This window comes from Rhizobium sp. NRK18, assembly GCF_024385575.1.
GTDB lineage: Bacteria > Pseudomonadota > Alphaproteobacteria > Rhizobiales > Rhizobiaceae > JANFMV01.
On record NZ_JANFMV010000001.1, the window covers coordinates 2158527 to 2173176 of the forward strand.

Here is a 14650-nt window from a genome sequence, read left to right on the forward strand (position 1 = left end):
CCTCAGCATTCCACAACATTGACTGCAAGACCGCCGGTGGAGGTCTCCTTGTACTTCTCGCTCATGTCGTTGCCAGTCTGGCGCATGGTCTCGATGCAGGCGTCCAGGGGCACGAAATGCTGGCCGTCACCCTTGACCGCCAGAGATGCGGCGGTGACCGCCTTGACGGCCCCCAGCGCGTTGCGTTCGATGCACGGCACCTGAACGAGGCCGGCGACGGGATCGCAGGTCATGCCGAGGTGATGCTCGAGCGCGATCTCGGCGGCATTCTCGATCTGGTCCGGCGAACCGCCCATGACCGCCGCGAGACCGGCGGCCGCCATAGCCGCAGCGGAGCCCACCTCGCCCTGACAGCCGACCTCGGCGCCGGAAATCGACGCATTGTGCTTTATGATGCCGCCGATCGCGGCCGCCGTCAGCAGGAAGTCGCGAATCCCTTGCGCGTCGGCATCCTCATGAAAATGCTCGTAGTAGCGGATCGTCGCCGGCACGACGCCTGCCGCTCCATTGGTCGGAGACGTCACAACGCGGCCGCCGGCGGCATTTTCCTCGTTGACCGCCATGGCGTAGACGCTGAGCCAGTCATTGGCGAGAAGCGGGTTGAGACGGTTGGATCGCCAATCGCTGACGAGCTTGTCGTGGATCCCTTTCGCACGGCGGCGGACCTTGAGCCCGCCGGGCATGATGCCTTCCTTCTGCAGGCCGCGCTCGATGCAGCTGCGCATCGCGCCCCAGATGCGATCGAGGCCGGCGTCGAGCTCCTCGCCGCTCATCACTGCCTCTTCGTTGGCGCGCTTCATCTGCGCGATCGTCAGGCCGGAGGCGTGCGCCATGTCGAGCATCTGCTTGGCGCTGGCAAAGGGATATGGAATCTTGACGTCGCTCTTTACTGTCTTCTGCCGCCGCATGGCCTCCAGTTCGGTATCGGTGACGACGAAGCCGCCGCCGATCGAGTAATAGACGCGCTTGAGGATCAGCCGGCCATCCTGGTCAAGGCCGCTGATGGTCATGCCGTTGGCGTGGCCCGGCAAAGGCTCCTTGCGGTCGAAGACGAGATCGGTATCGGGCTGGAACTGGTACGTCGGATGGCCGGGTGGCGAGATACGGCCGCTCTTGCGCACCGCCTCGACCAGTTCGTCCATCTTTTCCGGGTCGACCGTATCGGGCCGCTCGCCGACAAGGCCGAGGATCACGGCGCGGTCCGTCGCATGACCGACACCGGTATAGGCGAGCGAACCATGAAGGCTCACCCGGATCGCAGAGACATGTGCACCGGCGGGCCGCGGCCATTCATCCGACAGGATCAAGTCGAGGAAACGGTTGGCCGCCGACATCGGCCCCATCGTGTGCGAACTGGACGGACCAATCCCGATCTTGAAAACGTCGAATACGGAAAGAAACATGCGTGGCCTGCCGGGTTTGGGACTATATGACAGGAGCTTACGCGATCATCGGCCAAATGCGACAGCAATCGCACGCCATTCCATGACACAGCTACGACATGAAAAGACCAGTGCCGGGCGCTGAATACAAAAACAGCGTGGCTTGGGTGGCCACGCTGTCTTGAAAACTTTCTTGTCTCGGGATCGGCTCAGATGCTGCCGAAGAGATAGGCTATCGCGAGAATTCCGACAAAGCCCATCACTGCGCGAATAGTGACGCCCCAGCAAGACTTCCGAATGGTGTCTTCCATAATGACTCCAGAGTGTTCCGCATCTTCCGCGACAGGCGCTGTTGCCCGTCTGCAATGGCTGATCATTTATTAAATTCCGTTAAGCTTCGCAATCGCAAAAAATGGCGAATCCAAGGCGGTTTGCGCAGGTCTGTCATGCAACTGTCGCATAACTCATTGAGTTCAATCAGCTTTGAGACGTACCGATTCGGCACAAGAGCATTTCTCACTGGTCATAATTTGTGCCAATCTCCTAACGCCCCTTAACCAGTTGCCTGCCCGGCAACGCGGCGCGACCGATGCCCGAGAATCAGCTAGACAATAGGCCATGACGACAGCCGACTATGTTTCCCTCCTGCTCTTTCTCGGCCTCTGGACGTTCTTCTCCATCGCCACCAGCGGAAGACGGCTGATCAAGCGCAAGAGTCTCAGCCAGGCCGTGGCCGATCATCGCCGGCGCTGGATCCTGCATTCGCTCAAACGCGACCTGAAGATGATCGACACGCAGATCATGGCCGGCCTGCAGAACGGCACAGCGTTTTTCGCCTCCACCTCGATCTTTGCCATGGGCGGCTGCTTCGCGCTTCTCGGCGCCACCGACCAGGCGGATGCGATCTTCCGCGACCTGCCCTATTTCTTCCACGGCGGACGGGCGGTGTTCGAGCTGAAGGCGGGCGGTCTCGCGGTGATCTTCGGCTACGCCTTCTTCAAGTTCGGCTGGGCCTACCGCCTCTTCAACTACTGCACCATCCTGTTCGGAGGGCTGCCGATGTCGAAGGAAGCGGACGCCGATCCGGAAGCGGCGGCGCTTGCTGCCGACAAGGTGGCGCGCATCAACATTCTCGCCGGTCAGCATTTCAATGCCGGACTGCGCGCCATATTCCTGTCGATCGGCTATCTCGGCTGGTTCATCCACCCTTACGTCTTCATCGCGACCACGCTCTTCGTCATGGGGATCCTCACCCGTCGGCAGTATTTCTCGCATGCGCGGGCCATCCTGATCGAGGACATCCCGCCATCAAAAGGCCATGCTCGCCCCCTTGATAAGCCGCGCTCCGGTGAGGAGCAGAACCCGCTGATCTGAACGGAAAGACAAGCACCATGGCGACTGCCCTGGACGGCGCCCCGACGACAACCGCCCCGAAGGGCCGCTTCGGCAGCCTCGACATGCTGCGCGGCATCGCGCTCCTGGCGATGGCCAGCTACCATTTCTCGTGGGATCTCGAATATTTCGGCTATCTGGAGCCCGGCACGGTCTCGCACGGCCTGTTCAAGGATTATGCCCGGCTGATCGCCGGCACCTTCATCCTGCTTGCCGGTCTCGGCCTTGTGCTGGCACACCGCAACGGCATCCGCTGGCCGGGTTTCTGGCGTCGCTTCGCGATGATCGCGGCGGCTGCCGCGGTGATCTCCATCGCCACCTACTTCATCTTTCCCGACGCCTGGATCTTCTTCGGCATCCTGCATTCGATCGCTGCCATGAGCCTGATCGGGCTCCTGTTCCTCAGGTTGCCTTCGGTGCTGCTGTTCGTTCTCGCGGCTGCCTCGCTCGCCGCGCCCTATTATCTGAAGACGCCGGCACTCGACGCCTGGTTTTTCTGGTGGACCGGCCTGCAGAGCGTTGTTCCGCACTCCAATGATTATGTACCGCTGTTTCCCTGGCTCGGGCCGTTCCTGGCAGGCATCGGCATCGGAAAACTGGTTGTCACATTCGGTGTGCCGGAACCGCTCCGCCGGCCGGCGGGCCCGCGAAACGTTCTGGCTTTCGCCGGCCGTCACAGCCTCAGCTTTTATCTCCTGCATCAGCCGGTGCTGATCGGTGTCGCCTATATCCTGTCACTGGTCGTGCCGCCGGCCGCCGCCGACCCCGTCGTCGGTTACGTAAATTCCTGCCAGGCGTCCTGCGATGCCAACAACGACGCGAAGTTCTGCCAAGGCTTCTGCGGCTGCACCGTGAACCGCATGCTTGAACAAAACCTGTTCACAGAGTTCACGACCGGCAAAATCGACGCCAAGGACCAAAGGATTGCCACAATCGCCAACGAATGCAGCCTGGTGCAAGAATAAAGGTTCACCTTCAGCATCATGAACGCATATCGTATCAAGCCGCTCCGCTTTCCCTGGGCTCCGGTCTACTATCTGGCCGCCGGCCTGACAGCCGCGGGCTGTGGCGCGCTCCTGCCGATGTCCAACGTCAGGCACGGTCATGTGCTGGCCCTGTCGGTCGGCCTTCTCCTGGCGCTTACGGGTGTAACACTGGTCGTCTGGGCGATCGGGGTCCTGCTCAGCCATCGCACGCCGGTCCTGCCGATCGCCAGCGCCCGTCATCTCGTGACGTGCGGACCGTTCCGCATCAGCCGCAACCCGATCTATCTGGGGTATACGCTGGTGCTGGCAGCACTGGCTCTGGGCACGGAAAATGTCTGGTTTGCCATCTTCGGTATTGCCGCGGCAGTCGCAACCAATCTTGTGGCGGTGAAGGCCGAGGAAAAGCATCTGCTCGCCCGTTTCGGAATCGAGTTCGAGCGCTACTGCCAGCGAACCCGTCGCTGGATCTGATTTTCCCTTTTCCGGAAGACTTCCGGCCTGGTGGAAACGCCATGCTGCCGGATGGCTGTGCTCAGGTACCCACGCCGATCTCTGCCAGGCGTGTCAGACACGCTTCCTCGACAGCATCGAGCTCGGCCAGCGTCTCCTCGATGTCCTTGCGCTTCTGGCGCAGGTCATCCCGCTTCTCGTCGACGCGCGCCATCAGCAGCCGAAGCTGGCCCGCCTCGCCCGGAGGCTCCTTGTAGACCTGAATGATCTGCCGGATTTCGGCAATGGTGAAGCCGATCCGCCTGCCGCGCAGGATTTCCTGAATGAGACGACGATCCGCCGCGCGGAACAGACGGGTCCTGCCGCGACGCTCAGGATGAATGAGACCTTCGTCTTCGTAGAAGCGCAAGGTCCGCGTCGAAACCCCGAATTCGCGCGTAAGCTCGGTTATGCTGTAATACTTTTCCACTGTCGTCCGCCCTTCCAATCAGGCGGCCATTTTATTGACTGTTACGTAAAAGTCAATTTTTGCAGCACTGTAGCTAGATGCCGAAGCCGAACCACCAGCTCGCAAGGCCGAGAAAGGCGAAGAAGCCGGTCACATCGGTAACCGTCGTCACGAAAACGGACGATGCGATGGCCGGGTCGGCGCCGAGCTTGTCGAGGAGCAGCGGCAGCAGGATCCCCGCCATGGCGGCGGCCATCATGTTGATGATCATGGCCGCGGCGATGACGCCGCCCAATTGCGGATTTCCAAACCAGAGGCCCGCGACTATGCCGATGATGACGGCGAACAGCAATCCATTCGCCAGACCGACGCCAGCCTCCCTGCGAATGATGCGGCCGGCATTGTAGATATCGAGGTCGCGGGTCGCGAGCGCGCGCACCGTCACGGTCATCGTCTGCGTGCCGGCATTGCCGCCCATGGAGGCAACGATCGGCATCAGCACGGCCAGCGCGATCATCTTCTCGATCGAGCCGTCGAACAGGCCGATGACGGATGCCGAGAGGACCGCCGTACCAAGATTGATCAACAGCCAGAGGAAACGCGAGCGGACCGTCGAGGCGACATTGTCCGACAGTTCTTCGTCACCGACACCACCCATGCGCTTGATGTCTTCTTCGGCTTCCTCATGGATCATGTCGACGACGTCGTCGATGGTCAGGACGCCGACCAGACGGCCGTTCTCGTCGGTGACGGCGGCAGACAGCAAGTCGTACTGCTCGAAAAGCTGCGCGGCCTCTTCCTGGTCCATCTCGGCCGGGATCGGATGGTTGGTATCGCGCATGATGTCTTCGACCTTGGTCTGCCGCTTGGCGCGCAGAATGCGGTCGAGATCGACGGCACCGAGCAGCTTGAAGGTCGGATCGACAACGAAGATCTGGGTGAAGCTTTCGGGAAGGTCCTCGTCCTCGCGCATGTAGTCGATGGTCTGGCCGACGGTCCAGAATGGCGGTACCGCGACGAATTCCGTCTGCATCCGGCGACCGGCCGAGCTTTCCGGATAATCGAGGGCGCGCCGCAGCCTTACCCGTTCGGTGAACGGCAGCTTGGAGAGGATTTCCTCCCGGTCCTCGTCGTCAAGGTCTTCCAGAATGAAGACGGCGTCGTCCGAATCCAGCTCGGTGATCGCAGCCGCCACCTTGTCGTTCGGCAGCTGTTCGACGATCTCGAGGCGGATCGCTTCATCCACCTCGGTCAGCGCAGTCATGTCGAACTCGTCGCCGAGCAGATGGACCAGCGCCAGGCGCTGCTCGGACATCAGCGATTCAAGCAGGTCACCGAGTTCGGATTCGTGCAGAGAGACGACATGCTGGCGAAGATACAGCAGATCGCGGTCGGCAATGGCGGCGCCGACCATGGCGAGGAAGTCGGAACGAATCGAACCGTCCTCGTCGTAGATGTCCTCCTGCTCGGTCTCGGCGGGACGCTCGCGGATGTCTTCGTCGGTCTCTGTCATGTGCCGGCTGTCTCCGCAATTCCCAAGCAGCCGCCCAGCCCGATTTCTCTCATGGCAATGGCGACTGAAAACCCAATGTGAACAACACGATGAAAAGACCGCGCGGTATCCGCGCCGGGCCCCCTTTAACTTTGCTAACCCATTAGAATGGGAACGTCCACCTTTGTTGATGGTTCCCTTGCAAATTGCCTTGACCCACTTGAGTCTGGCTCTAGAACGATCCGCATTTGCGACCCGCAGGAGCCGCCATGGCCGTCAGACCGATCCTCGTCTTCCCCGACCCGCAACTCGAGCGGAAGGCAGAAACCGTCACGGAATTCGACGAGAGGTTGAAGCAGCTTGCCGATGATCTGCTCGATACCATGCGTGCAGCGCCCGGCGTCGGCATCACGGCGCCGCATATTGGCGTCCTGCAGCGGCTGACGGTGATCGAACTCGACCGCAGCGTACCGGCCATGATCCTGGTCAATCCCGAGATCGTCGACGCATCGGCCGAACAGTCGACCCACGACGAAGGCAGTGTCTCCATGCCGGGCGCGATCGCGCCGGTGATGCGCCCGAAGGCGATTCGCGTGCGCTACCAGACGTTGACGGGTGACGTGATGGAGGAGGATGTCGATGGCTTTCTCGCCACCTGCATCCAGCATGAGGTCGATCAGCTCGACGGCATCTTCTGGCTGAAGCGGCTATCGAAACTGAAACGGGACCGGCTCGTCAAGAAGTGGACGAAGGACAGAGCTCGCTAACGGACTGGTCGGCATCGTCGGTGACTGTCGACCCGAATACCGATTCGAAGGATTGCCGCAGCAGGATGTCCACGTCATGCATGGCGACGGGCAGGCCGAGATCGACGAGGCTCGTGACGCCGAATTCGCTGATGCCGCATGGTACAATGCCGGTGAAATGGTCGAGATCCGGGTCCACATTTAGCGAAAAGCCGTGAAAGCTCACCCAGCGGCGCAAGCGAATGCCCAGAGCCGCCACCTTGTCCTCGGCCACCGCGCCATTCGGCAGGAGCGGCTTTTCCGGACGGCGCACCCAGACGCCGACCCTATCCTCGCGCCGCTCGCCGCGGACATTCATCAAGTCGAGCGCACCGATGACCACCTCTTCCAGCGCCGCTACAAAGGCGCGGACGTCCTGCTTGCGCTTCTTCAGGTCGAGCATGACGTAACCGACGCGCTGGCCGGGGCCGTGATAGGTGTATTCACCACCTCGCCCGGTCGCATGGACCGGAAACCGGCCGGGCATGACGAGGTCCTTTTCATCGGCACTGGTGCCGGCGGTATAGAGCGGCGGATGTTCGAGCAGCCAGACGAGTTCGGGGGCCTTGCCATCGGCGATCGCCGCAACCTCGCGCTCCATCGTGGCGAGCGCCTCATCGTAATCGACGGGCGTGCGGGCGATCCGCCAGCGCACCGGCGGCGTGCCATCCACAGGCAACATCGATGTGGTGATTTCCGTCCGCTGCATCGCTTCAAACCGTTTTGGACCAATTTACCGGCGCTTTCTGGCAGAAATGGCACCGTCCAGCAAGCTTGCCATACATAGGCAAGGTCGGCGAAAATCCCCAGTCCGCGGCACGGGAAAAAAATCTGTCATACTGCTCTTGTGCACCCCCCATGCTTTTGCTACATGCACCGCGCCGACAGCAAATCGGCCTACCACGATGCGGTCGTGGCGGAATTGGTAGACGCGCAGCGTTGAGGTCGCTGTGGGGCAACCCGTGGAAGTTCGAGTCTTCTCGACCGCACCAAAAAAACCCGGCTTTCAGCCGGGTTTTTTGTTGCCTGCAAATGACTTGCGCCCTGAAGGCCGTGATGGCGTCAGGCGTCCTGCCGGGCCGATTCCAGCCGAGCGATATTGGCGGACAGGCCTTCGATCAGCCGGCCCATTTCGCCATACATGTCGTTAAGGCGCGACAGTTGTGCACGCATCAGTCCGATCGACGCGCCGGCATCCGTTTCCGGGCCCGCACCCTGCCCCGTCATCAGCCAGACCGGCGACACGCCGAGAATGCCCGCGAGGTTGACGAGCCTTGACGGACGCGGTTCCGCACGGTCGCTTTCCCAGGCCTGCAGGGTTGCGAGCTTGACGCCGAGCTGGTTGGCAACCGCCTTGATCTCCAGGCCGGCGGCGTCTCGTGCCGTCAACAGCCGACCGCCAAGCGTATCGTCGCTGTCCCGGCCCATGACGCCGGATTCTATCGCTGCTTCCACTCTGATCTCTCCTTTTCTGGCGCCTGCCGTCCCATGAGTGGGACAGAAGTACGCGCGGTTACGAGGCGCTCCGGCGCAATCAGCGCGGCATCGAGCCACGCGGCCGGAACAATCTACGTCCCAAGAAGGCGGTGCCCGTCGGCAACCTTTCCGCCCCCTTCAGTTGTCGGGATAGGTCTTCATAAGGCCTTGAGTGCAAAAGAGCCACCCCTGCAGGCCGATAGCGACCGGAAGGCGGGTTGCGCTATTGATTCGCGCGCCGCTTGATGATTGAGATTGCCGGCCCCATCATCCGGTCGAATCTCTCATGTCACACGCCGCCTCCTCGTCCACGGAAAGCCCGCTGCAGGGCGTCATTCTGATGGGCTCCGCCATGTTCATCCTGCCGATCATGGATGCAATCGCCAGACATATGGCAGTCAGCGAAGGCATGGCGCCGGCGCAGGTCACATTCTACCGCTTCCTGTTCCAGCTTGTGGCCATCATTCCCTTCTTCCTCATTCCCGGCACGCGGCTAACGCTGCGGTCCGAGCGGCCCTGGCTCAACATCTTTCGCGGCGTCCTGCATGGCGGCGCCACGCTTTGCTTCTTCACCGCCGTCAAATACATGCCGTTCGCGGACGTGTTCGCAATTTACTTCGTCGAACCCTTCATCCTGACCGGCCTCTCTGCCGTGTTCCTCAAGGAGCAGGTCGGATGGCGTCGCTGGACGGCGATCGGCATCGGGTTCATCGGCGCCCTCATCGTCATCCAGCCGAGCTTCGAGAAGTTTGGCCTGATCTCGCTACTGCCGCTTGCCTGTGCCGCGCTTTTCGCCTTCTACATGTTCCTCAACCGCGCCGCCGGGGTGAAGGATGCACCGGTGACGATGCAGACCATGGCCGCGATCGGCGGCATGGCGATCATGGCCGTGGCGCTGGGGACCGCGGGCGGCGCCGGCCTGCCGGATTTCGCGCCATCGCTGCCGAAGTCACTGTCCGGCCTGCTGCTACTGCTCCTGCTCGGCGCGATCTCCGGTTACGGTCACATCCTCGTGGTACGCGCTTTCCGGCTGGCGCCGATGTCCCTGCTCGCGCCGCTGCAGTATTTCGAGATCATCGCCGCCAGCCTGCTCGGCTATTTCCTGTTCGGCGAATTTCCCAGCGGCAGCAAGTGGCTGGGGATCGGCATCATCGTCGGATCCGGCCTGTTCATCATCTGGCGTGAACAGGTGCGCGCAAGCAAGGCCGCAAAAGCCTCGGCAAGCCTTCATTAACCATCGCATTTTCCACTATCTCAACGAATGGCCTTTAGGCTTTCTGCAGTTTCATGATGAAACCGGAGAAAACCATGAATGGATTTCGCCTCGCTTTTCCGGCCAGTGCAATTGCCGGAAAAGACGAGCTGACGGCTGCTGACGTGGCCGTGCTGCGCAAATATATCTTTCCTAACGGCGTGCTGTGCCATCAGGACGCGACGACGCTTCTGGTGCTGAACGGCTGCTGTCCCGTCAAGTGTCCCGAATGGGAACGCTATTTCGTCGAATCTCTCGCCCAGTTCGTCCTCCACTACTGCTACCCGCAAGGGTCGCTTGATGAGGTCAACGCCGACTGGATCGAAGCGACGCTCGCGACGGACGGTGTCATCAATTCACGGCTCGAACTCGATGCCCTGCTGCACATCATGGAGCTGTCGGCCGAGGTTCCGCCAAGCCTGTCGCGGCTGGCTCTCGACCAGCTCCACCATGCGCTGCGGGACAATACGGGCCCGCTTCGGTCAGCGCCGAGGCCGGAGGAAAAAGGCATCGACAGCGCGGACATGGATTTCATCATCAAGGTGTTGCGCAATGATTTCGCGGGAGAACACCTCCGCCTCGCAAGCGAGCAGATCGGCGCGCTGTTGCGCATCGCCGACGTCGTGGCGGGCCGCCAGAACGTCGATGGGTGGGAGCCGTTGCTGAAGGCGGTCAGCCTGCGCCGTGGCACTGTCCCGATGCGCGCGCCTGCCCTGCATCTTGCCGCAAGGAGGCGGGAAGGCGCATGACGGCTAAAATTGCGCCAATGATGGCGCGGCTTTCTTAAGCCGCCCATGGCAGGTTGATCCGGGCTGGAAAACGATGGGAAGAGGTCGTTCATGAACTACGCGATAGCTGCGGTTTCCCTCCTGGTCCTCAATCTCGGCATTCTCTGGCTGCTGATGGCCGCGCCCATAGGGCTGCGGACGATCCGGGTCCGGCGTCACTTCGACAGCGAACCCAATCGCATCTGGGAGGCATTGTACCCGCTCGGCAAGGCGGCCGACTGGCATCCTTCCGTCATCTCCAGCCAACCTTTGCCTGGCGAACCGGGTCTCGTGGAACGCAGCCTGTCGCACCTCGACAGCAAGGGTCGCCCAATCGTCCGCCGCCTTGCCGTCGAAAAACTGCCCGGCGCGGCCTTGGCCTACGAAGCCCGCATCGTCGAGGACAGCGCCCTCGATCCGTCCTTCTGGCAGGCCTATGTCGAACGGACGGCCGTGACACCGTCGGAAGGCGGCTGCGAGGTGACGATCGAACACACGGACCGCTATCGCGGCCTGGCCTTTATGATCTTCCGCTATTTCGCGATGCGCCGTGAAGTCCGGGCGTTGGGACAATGGCTGAAATCGGGCCGCAGTTCGACGGCAGGAGTTTTCGAGCATCCGCTGACGCAGACGGGCATGGCAATCCTCTCGACGCTGATCCTCTGGCCCTTCTTCGGCCTCCATCCGGCGGGGCTGATGCTCTCGACCATGCTGACGGTGGTGATCGTCATCCACGAACTCGGGCACATGGCCGCCTATCGTGCATTCGGCCACACCTCGGCCCGGATGATCTTCATCCCGCTCCTTGGCGGCGTCGCCATCGGCGGCAGGCCTTACGACACGCGGTTCGAGGTCGCGACCTGCGCACTCCTTGGCGCCGGCATGTCCGCCCTCCTGTTTCCGGTCGCCGTCTTGTTTCATCAGGCGGTGGAGGCCGCATGGCTGTCGCAGGCCTTCGACCATCCGGCGCTGATGTTCCTGCTCATCCTCGGCGCCTTCAACCTCTTGAACCTCTTGCCGATGTCGCGCTTCGACGGCGGCCAGATCATCCGCCAGCTGTTCGATTCGAAGCGCATGCTCGTGACCGCCAGCTTCGGGATCGCCTGCGTCATCCTATGGGTCGGCTATCGCATCGATCTTCCGCAGAACGCGCTCTTGGCCGGGATGGCGGTCTTCACGCTTGTGAGCCTGCTCGGTGCTTCGAACGTCAAGCCGCGCTTCGCCCTCGAGGAGATGCGGCCGGCGGAGCGGCTGATGGCGGGCTTCGGGCTCTATGCGGCCCTCTTCATTCACGGCTTCGCCGTGATCTATGCCTGCGACCGTCTTTTCGGCTGAACGGTCACCCCCTCCGCCTTCAAACGGCTGCGGCGCGAAAAGGCCCTCGCACGTCGTCTTTGCCCTTGAGATTGGCGCGCTCCCCGTGGCAAAGTCCGCGCCAATCAACGCATCCAAAAAGGGAGATACATCCATGGACGTTCGCGCCGCCGTCGCCACGCAGGCCGGCAAGCCTCTCGAAGTCATGACCGTACAGCTCGAAGGCCCGAAGGCCGGCGAAGTCCTGATCGAGGTCAAGGCGACCGGCATCTGCCATACGGACGACTTCACGCTTTCGGGCGCCGATCCGGAAGGTCTTTTCCCTGCAATCCTCGGCCACGAAGGCGCGGGCATCGTCGTCGACGTCGGTCCGGGTGTGACCTCTGTGAAGAAGGGCGATCACGTCATCCCGCTCTACACGCCGGAATGCCGCTCCTGCCCCTCCTGCCTGTCGCGCAAGACGAACCTCTGCACCGCCATCCGCTCCACCCAGGGCCAGGGCCTGATGCCGGACGGCACGTCGCGCTTCTCCATCGGCAAGGACAAGATCCATCACTACATGGGCTGCTCGACGTTTGCCAATTTCACGGTCCTGCCGGAAATCGCCGTCGCCAAGGTCAACCCCGACGCTCCCTTCGACAAGATCTGCTACATCGGCTGCGGTGTCACGACCGGCATCGGCGCCGTCATCAACACCGCCAAGGTTGAGATCGGCGCGACCGCCGTCGTCTTCGGTCTCGGCGGGATTGGCCTCAACGTCATCCAGGGCTTGAAGCTTGCTGGCGCCGACATGATCATCGGCGTCGACCTCAACAACGGCAAGAAGGAATGGGGCGAGAAGTTCGGCATGACCCACTTCGTCAACCCGTCCGAGATCGGCGAGGACATCGTGCCCTACATCGTCAACATGACGAAGCGCGGGGCCGACCAGATCGGTGGCGCCGACTACACATTCGACTGCACCGGCAATACCAAGGTCATGCGCCAGGCGCTCGAATGCTCGCATCGCGGCTGGGGCAAGTCGGTCGTCATCGGCGTTGCCGGCGCCGGCCAGGAAATCTCGACCCGTCCGTTCCAGCTCGTCACTGGTCGCAGCTGGATGGGCACCGCCTTCGGCGGCGCGCGTGGCCGCACCGACGTGCCGAAGATCGTCGACTGGTACATGGAAGGCAAGATCCAGATCGATCCGATGATCACCCACACCATGCCGCTCGAAGACATCAACAAGGGCTTTGAGCTGATGCATTCGGGCGAGAGCATCCGTTCGGTCGTGCTCTACTGATGCCTGCCGGGGGCAGCTATCAGGTCGACGTGCGGAGGATGGAGGCATTTTCCGCACGTGATCTCTACGACCTTCTGAAACTGCGCGTCGACGTCTTCGTCGTCGAGCAGGCCTGCCCCTACCCCGAGCTGGATGGCAAGGATGTCGATGCCTTGCACTTGCGGTTGCTCGATGGCGCGCAACTGCTGGCCGCCGCCCGCCTTTTCATCCCCTCCGAAACAGAGACGCCGGCCCGCATCGGGCGCGTCGTCGTCTCGCCTAACCATCGCGGCCGGCGCCTCGGCGAGGCGGTGATGCACGAAGCAATGAAGGTCTGCGAGACAGAGGCTCGCGGCAGCGGCATCGCCCTTTCTGCCCAGGCCCATCTCGCCGGCTTCTACGCGTCGCTCGGCTTTCAGGCGGTCTCGGAAGAATATCTGGAAGACGACATCCCGCATATCGACATGCTGCGGCCTGCCGCCGCAGCGGTCGCCTGACAGAATGGCCGCTTCGCAATGATCTATGTCGACGCCGACGCCTGTCCCGTCAAACCGGAAATCCTCAAGGTGGCCGAGCGGCATCACCTGCCGGTGACACTGGTCGCCAATTCCGGCTTACGGCCCTCGCGTGATCCGATGGTCAAGATCGTCATCGTCTCGGCCGCCTTCGATGCAGCCGACAACTGGATTGCCGAACGCGCCGGTGCCGGCGATATCGTGATCACGGCCGACGTGCCGCTCGCGGTCAGGTGTGTCGAGGCCGGCGCGATGGTGACCGGGCCGACCGGCCGCATCTTCGACAGCACCAATATCGGCATGGCGAGCGCCATGCGCGACCTGTCCCAGCACCTGCGCGAAACCGGTGAAAGCAAGGGCTATAACGCCGCCTTTTCCCAACGCGACCGCTCCAATTTCCTGCAGGTGCTCGACCAGCTCTGCCGTCGAGCCATCAGCACCGGGTCAAACGAGGACCGAGCCTGACCATGGCGAACGCACTCACGAGTTTCGTTCACACGCGCCATGGACCGTTCCTCATCGGCGTCGGCGCCGCAGCAATCGCCGCCATTCCGTCCATCCTCGTCACGCCCGCCATCGCCGTTCAGCTAATCACGATCGCCTTCTTCGTCGCCTACCTCGCGAGCATGGCGGTGAAGATCCCCCAATTGACCGCGGCGCAGCTGAAAAAGCACGCGGCCAATTCCGATGAGCCGACATGGCTCATCGTCGTTGTCGCCCTGGTGGCGGTGGCCGTCTGCGTCGTATCCCTGTTCACGCTGACGATCGAAAAGGGATCCGCCGGCACGCTCGTGCTCGCGCTCGCCTCCGTCATTCTCGGCTGGATGACCATCCACACCATGACCGCCATGCACTATGCCCACCGCTACTGGCAGCCCGGACCGGCCGCCAAGGACGGGAGCCGCGGCACGGCCGGCGGGCTGGATTTCCCCGGCAACGACGAGCCTAACGGCCTCGACTTTCTCTATTTCTCCTTTGTCATCGGAATGACGGCACAGACTTCGGATGTCGGCATCACCACGTCACGCATGCGCGGCATGAACCTCATTCACGCCGTCATCTCGTTCTTCTTCAACACCATTCTCATCGCCGCCGCCGTCAATGTTGCGGTGTCGATCGCCTGAACAAAA

Annotated in this window: 16 protein-coding genes and 1 tRNA gene; 12 read left to right on the plus strand and 5 right to left on the minus strand. The window is 62.1% G+C overall.

What is annotated here, in order from left to right; genetic code table 11:
• Positions 1-2: 2 nt before the first annotated feature.
• Entirely contained in the window at positions 3-1403 is a 1401-nt protein-coding gene (locus NN662_RS10030; protein WP_261930132.1) for an L-serine ammonia-lyase, read from the minus strand.
• 597 nt (positions 1404-2000) lie between these two features.
• Between NN662_RS10030 and NN662_RS10035 the strand changes: the two genes are divergently transcribed.
• From NN662_RS10035 to NN662_RS10045, 3 genes are read left to right on the plus strand one after another with little or no spacing between them, the layout of a single operon-like run.
• Positions 2001-2756 (plus strand): DUF599 domain-containing protein, encoded by a 756-nt coding sequence (locus tag NN662_RS10035; RefSeq protein ID WP_261930133.1) that lies wholly within the window; start codon positions 2001-2003, stop codon positions 2754-2756.
• Positions 2757-2773: 17 nt separating this feature from the next.
• Positions 2774-3739, plus strand: a complete 966-nt coding sequence (locus NN662_RS10040; RefSeq protein ID WP_261930134.1) for a DUF1624 domain-containing protein — start codon at positions 2774-2776, stop codon at positions 3737-3739.
• 18 nt (positions 3740-3757) lie between these two features.
• A complete protein-coding gene (locus NN662_RS10045) occupies positions 3758-4231 on the plus strand; it encodes a methyltransferase family protein (RefSeq protein ID WP_261930135.1) in 474 nt (157 codons plus the stop codon).
• A gap of 61 nt (positions 4232-4292) precedes the next feature.
• Here NN662_RS10045 and NN662_RS10050 read toward each other — a convergent pair whose 3' ends face one another.
• Positions 4293-4679, minus strand: a complete 387-nt coding sequence (locus NN662_RS10050) for a MerR family transcriptional regulator (RefSeq protein WP_261930136.1) — start codon at positions 4677-4679, stop codon at positions 4293-4295.
• 73 nt (positions 4680-4752) lie between these two features.
• On the minus strand, positions 4753-6171 hold the full coding sequence (gene mgtE, locus NN662_RS10055) for a magnesium transporter (protein WP_261930137.1): 1419 nt from the start codon (positions 6169-6171) through the stop codon (positions 4753-4755).
• Between the two features lie 248 nt (positions 6172-6419).
• On the opposite strand from mgtE, the gene NN662_RS10060 reads away from it, so the two are divergent.
• Positions 6420-6917 carry a peptide deformylase gene (locus NN662_RS10060; RefSeq protein ID WP_261930138.1) on the plus strand — a complete coding sequence of 166 codons (498 nt, stop codon included), beginning with the start codon at positions 6420-6422 and terminating at the stop codon, positions 6915-6917.
• Here the strand turns inward: NN662_RS10060 and lipB are convergent.
• Entirely contained in the window at positions 6886-7644 is a 759-nt protein-coding gene (gene lipB, locus NN662_RS10065) for a lipoyl(octanoyl) transferase LipB (RefSeq protein WP_261930139.1), read from the minus strand. The two genes, NN662_RS10060 and lipB, sit on opposite strands and share 32 nt — an antisense overlap.
• 198 nt (positions 7645-7842) lie before the next feature.
• Here lipB and NN662_RS10070 point away from each other — a divergent pair.
• Positions 7843-7927, plus strand: a tRNA-Leu gene (locus NN662_RS10070).
• Between the two features lie 70 nt (positions 7928-7997).
• Here NN662_RS10070 and NN662_RS10075 read toward each other — a convergent pair.
• Positions 7998-8390, minus strand: coding sequence for a helix-turn-helix domain-containing protein (locus tag NN662_RS10075; protein ID WP_261930140.1), 393 nt, complete (start codon positions 8388-8390; stop codon positions 7998-8000).
• A gap of 307 nt (positions 8391-8697) precedes the next feature.
• Here NN662_RS10075 and NN662_RS10080 point away from each other — a divergent pair, with 307 nt between their 5' ends.
• The 7 genes from NN662_RS10080 to NN662_RS10110 all read left to right on the plus strand — a co-directional run bounded on the left by NN662_RS10080 (position 8698) and on the right by NN662_RS10110 (position 14644).
• Complete coding sequence (locus NN662_RS10080) at positions 8698-9645, plus strand: DMT family transporter (protein WP_261930141.1); 948 nt, start codon at positions 8698-8700, stop codon at positions 9643-9645.
• 74 nt (positions 9646-9719) lie between these two features.
• Positions 9720-10412, plus strand: a complete 693-nt coding sequence (locus NN662_RS10085; protein ID WP_261930142.1) for a hypothetical protein — start codon at positions 9720-9722, stop codon at positions 10410-10412.
• A gap of 90 nt (positions 10413-10502) precedes the next feature.
• Positions 10503-11765 carry an SRPBCC family protein gene (locus NN662_RS10090; RefSeq protein WP_261930143.1) on the plus strand — a complete coding sequence of 421 codons (1263 nt, stop codon included), beginning with the start codon at positions 10503-10505 and terminating at the stop codon, positions 11763-11765.
• 133 nt (positions 11766-11898) lie between these two features.
• Positions 11899-13026 (plus strand): S-(hydroxymethyl)glutathione dehydrogenase/class III alcohol dehydrogenase, encoded by a 1128-nt coding sequence (locus NN662_RS10095; protein ID WP_261930144.1) that lies wholly within the window; start codon positions 11899-11901, stop codon positions 13024-13026.
• The gene (locus tag NN662_RS10100; protein ID WP_261930145.1) at positions 13026-13502 is read left to right on the plus strand and encodes a GNAT family N-acetyltransferase; all 477 of its coding nucleotides are present in this window, start codon (positions 13026-13028) and stop codon (positions 13500-13502) included. The genes NN662_RS10095 and NN662_RS10100 overlap by 1 nt, the downstream gene beginning before the upstream one ends.
• 18 nt (positions 13503-13520) lie before the next feature.
• A complete protein-coding gene (locus tag NN662_RS10105; RefSeq protein ID WP_261930146.1) occupies positions 13521-13985 on the plus strand; it encodes a YaiI/YqxD family protein in 465 nt (154 codons plus the stop codon).
• Positions 13986-13987: 2 nt separating this feature from the next.
• Positions 13988-14644: a DUF1345 domain-containing protein gene (locus NN662_RS10110; protein WP_261930147.1), complete on the plus strand. Its 657-nt coding sequence runs from the start codon at positions 13988-13990 to the stop codon at positions 14642-14644.
• Positions 14645-14650 lie beyond the last annotated feature (6 nt).

Coding starts and splice junctions, on each gene's coding strand:
- NN662_RS10030 (WP_261930132.1), bottom strand. CDS start 1,403: ATGTTTCTTTCCGTATTCGACGTTTTCAAGATCGGGATTGGTCCGTCC.
- NN662_RS10035 (WP_261930133.1), top strand. CDS start 2,001: ATGACGACAGCCGACTATGTTTCCCTCCTGCTCTTTCTCGGCCTCTGG.
- NN662_RS10040 (WP_261930134.1), top strand. CDS start 2,774: ATGGCGACTGCCCTGGACGGCGCCCCGACGACAACCGCCCCGAAGGGC.
- NN662_RS10045 (WP_261930135.1), top strand. CDS start 3,758: ATGAACGCATATCGTATCAAGCCGCTCCGCTTTCCCTGGGCTCCGGTC.
- mgtE (WP_261930137.1), bottom strand. CDS start 6,171: ATGACAGAGACCGACGAAGACATCCGCGAGCGTCCCGCCGAGACCGAG.
- NN662_RS10060 (WP_261930138.1), top strand. CDS start 6,420: ATGGCCGTCAGACCGATCCTCGTCTTCCCCGACCCGCAACTCGAGCGG.
- lipB (WP_261930139.1), bottom strand. CDS start 7,644: ATGCAGCGGACGGAAATCACCACATCGATGTTGCCTGTGGATGGCACG.
- NN662_RS10080 (WP_261930141.1), top strand. CDS start 8,698: ATGTCACACGCCGCCTCCTCGTCCACGGAAAGCCCGCTGCAGGGCGTC.
- NN662_RS10085 (WP_261930142.1), top strand. CDS start 9,720: ATGAATGGATTTCGCCTCGCTTTTCCGGCCAGTGCAATTGCCGGAAAA.
- NN662_RS10090 (WP_261930143.1), top strand. CDS start 10,503: ATGAACTACGCGATAGCTGCGGTTTCCCTCCTGGTCCTCAATCTCGGC.
- NN662_RS10095 (WP_261930144.1), top strand. CDS start 11,899: ATGGACGTTCGCGCCGCCGTCGCCACGCAGGCCGGCAAGCCTCTCGAA.
- NN662_RS10100 (WP_261930145.1), top strand. CDS start 13,026: ATGCCTGCCGGGGGCAGCTATCAGGTCGACGTGCGGAGGATGGAGGCA.
- NN662_RS10105 (WP_261930146.1), top strand. CDS start 13,521: ATGATCTATGTCGACGCCGACGCCTGTCCCGTCAAACCGGAAATCCTC.
- NN662_RS10110 (WP_261930147.1), top strand. CDS start 13,988: ATGGCGAACGCACTCACGAGTTTCGTTCACACGCGCCATGGACCGTTC.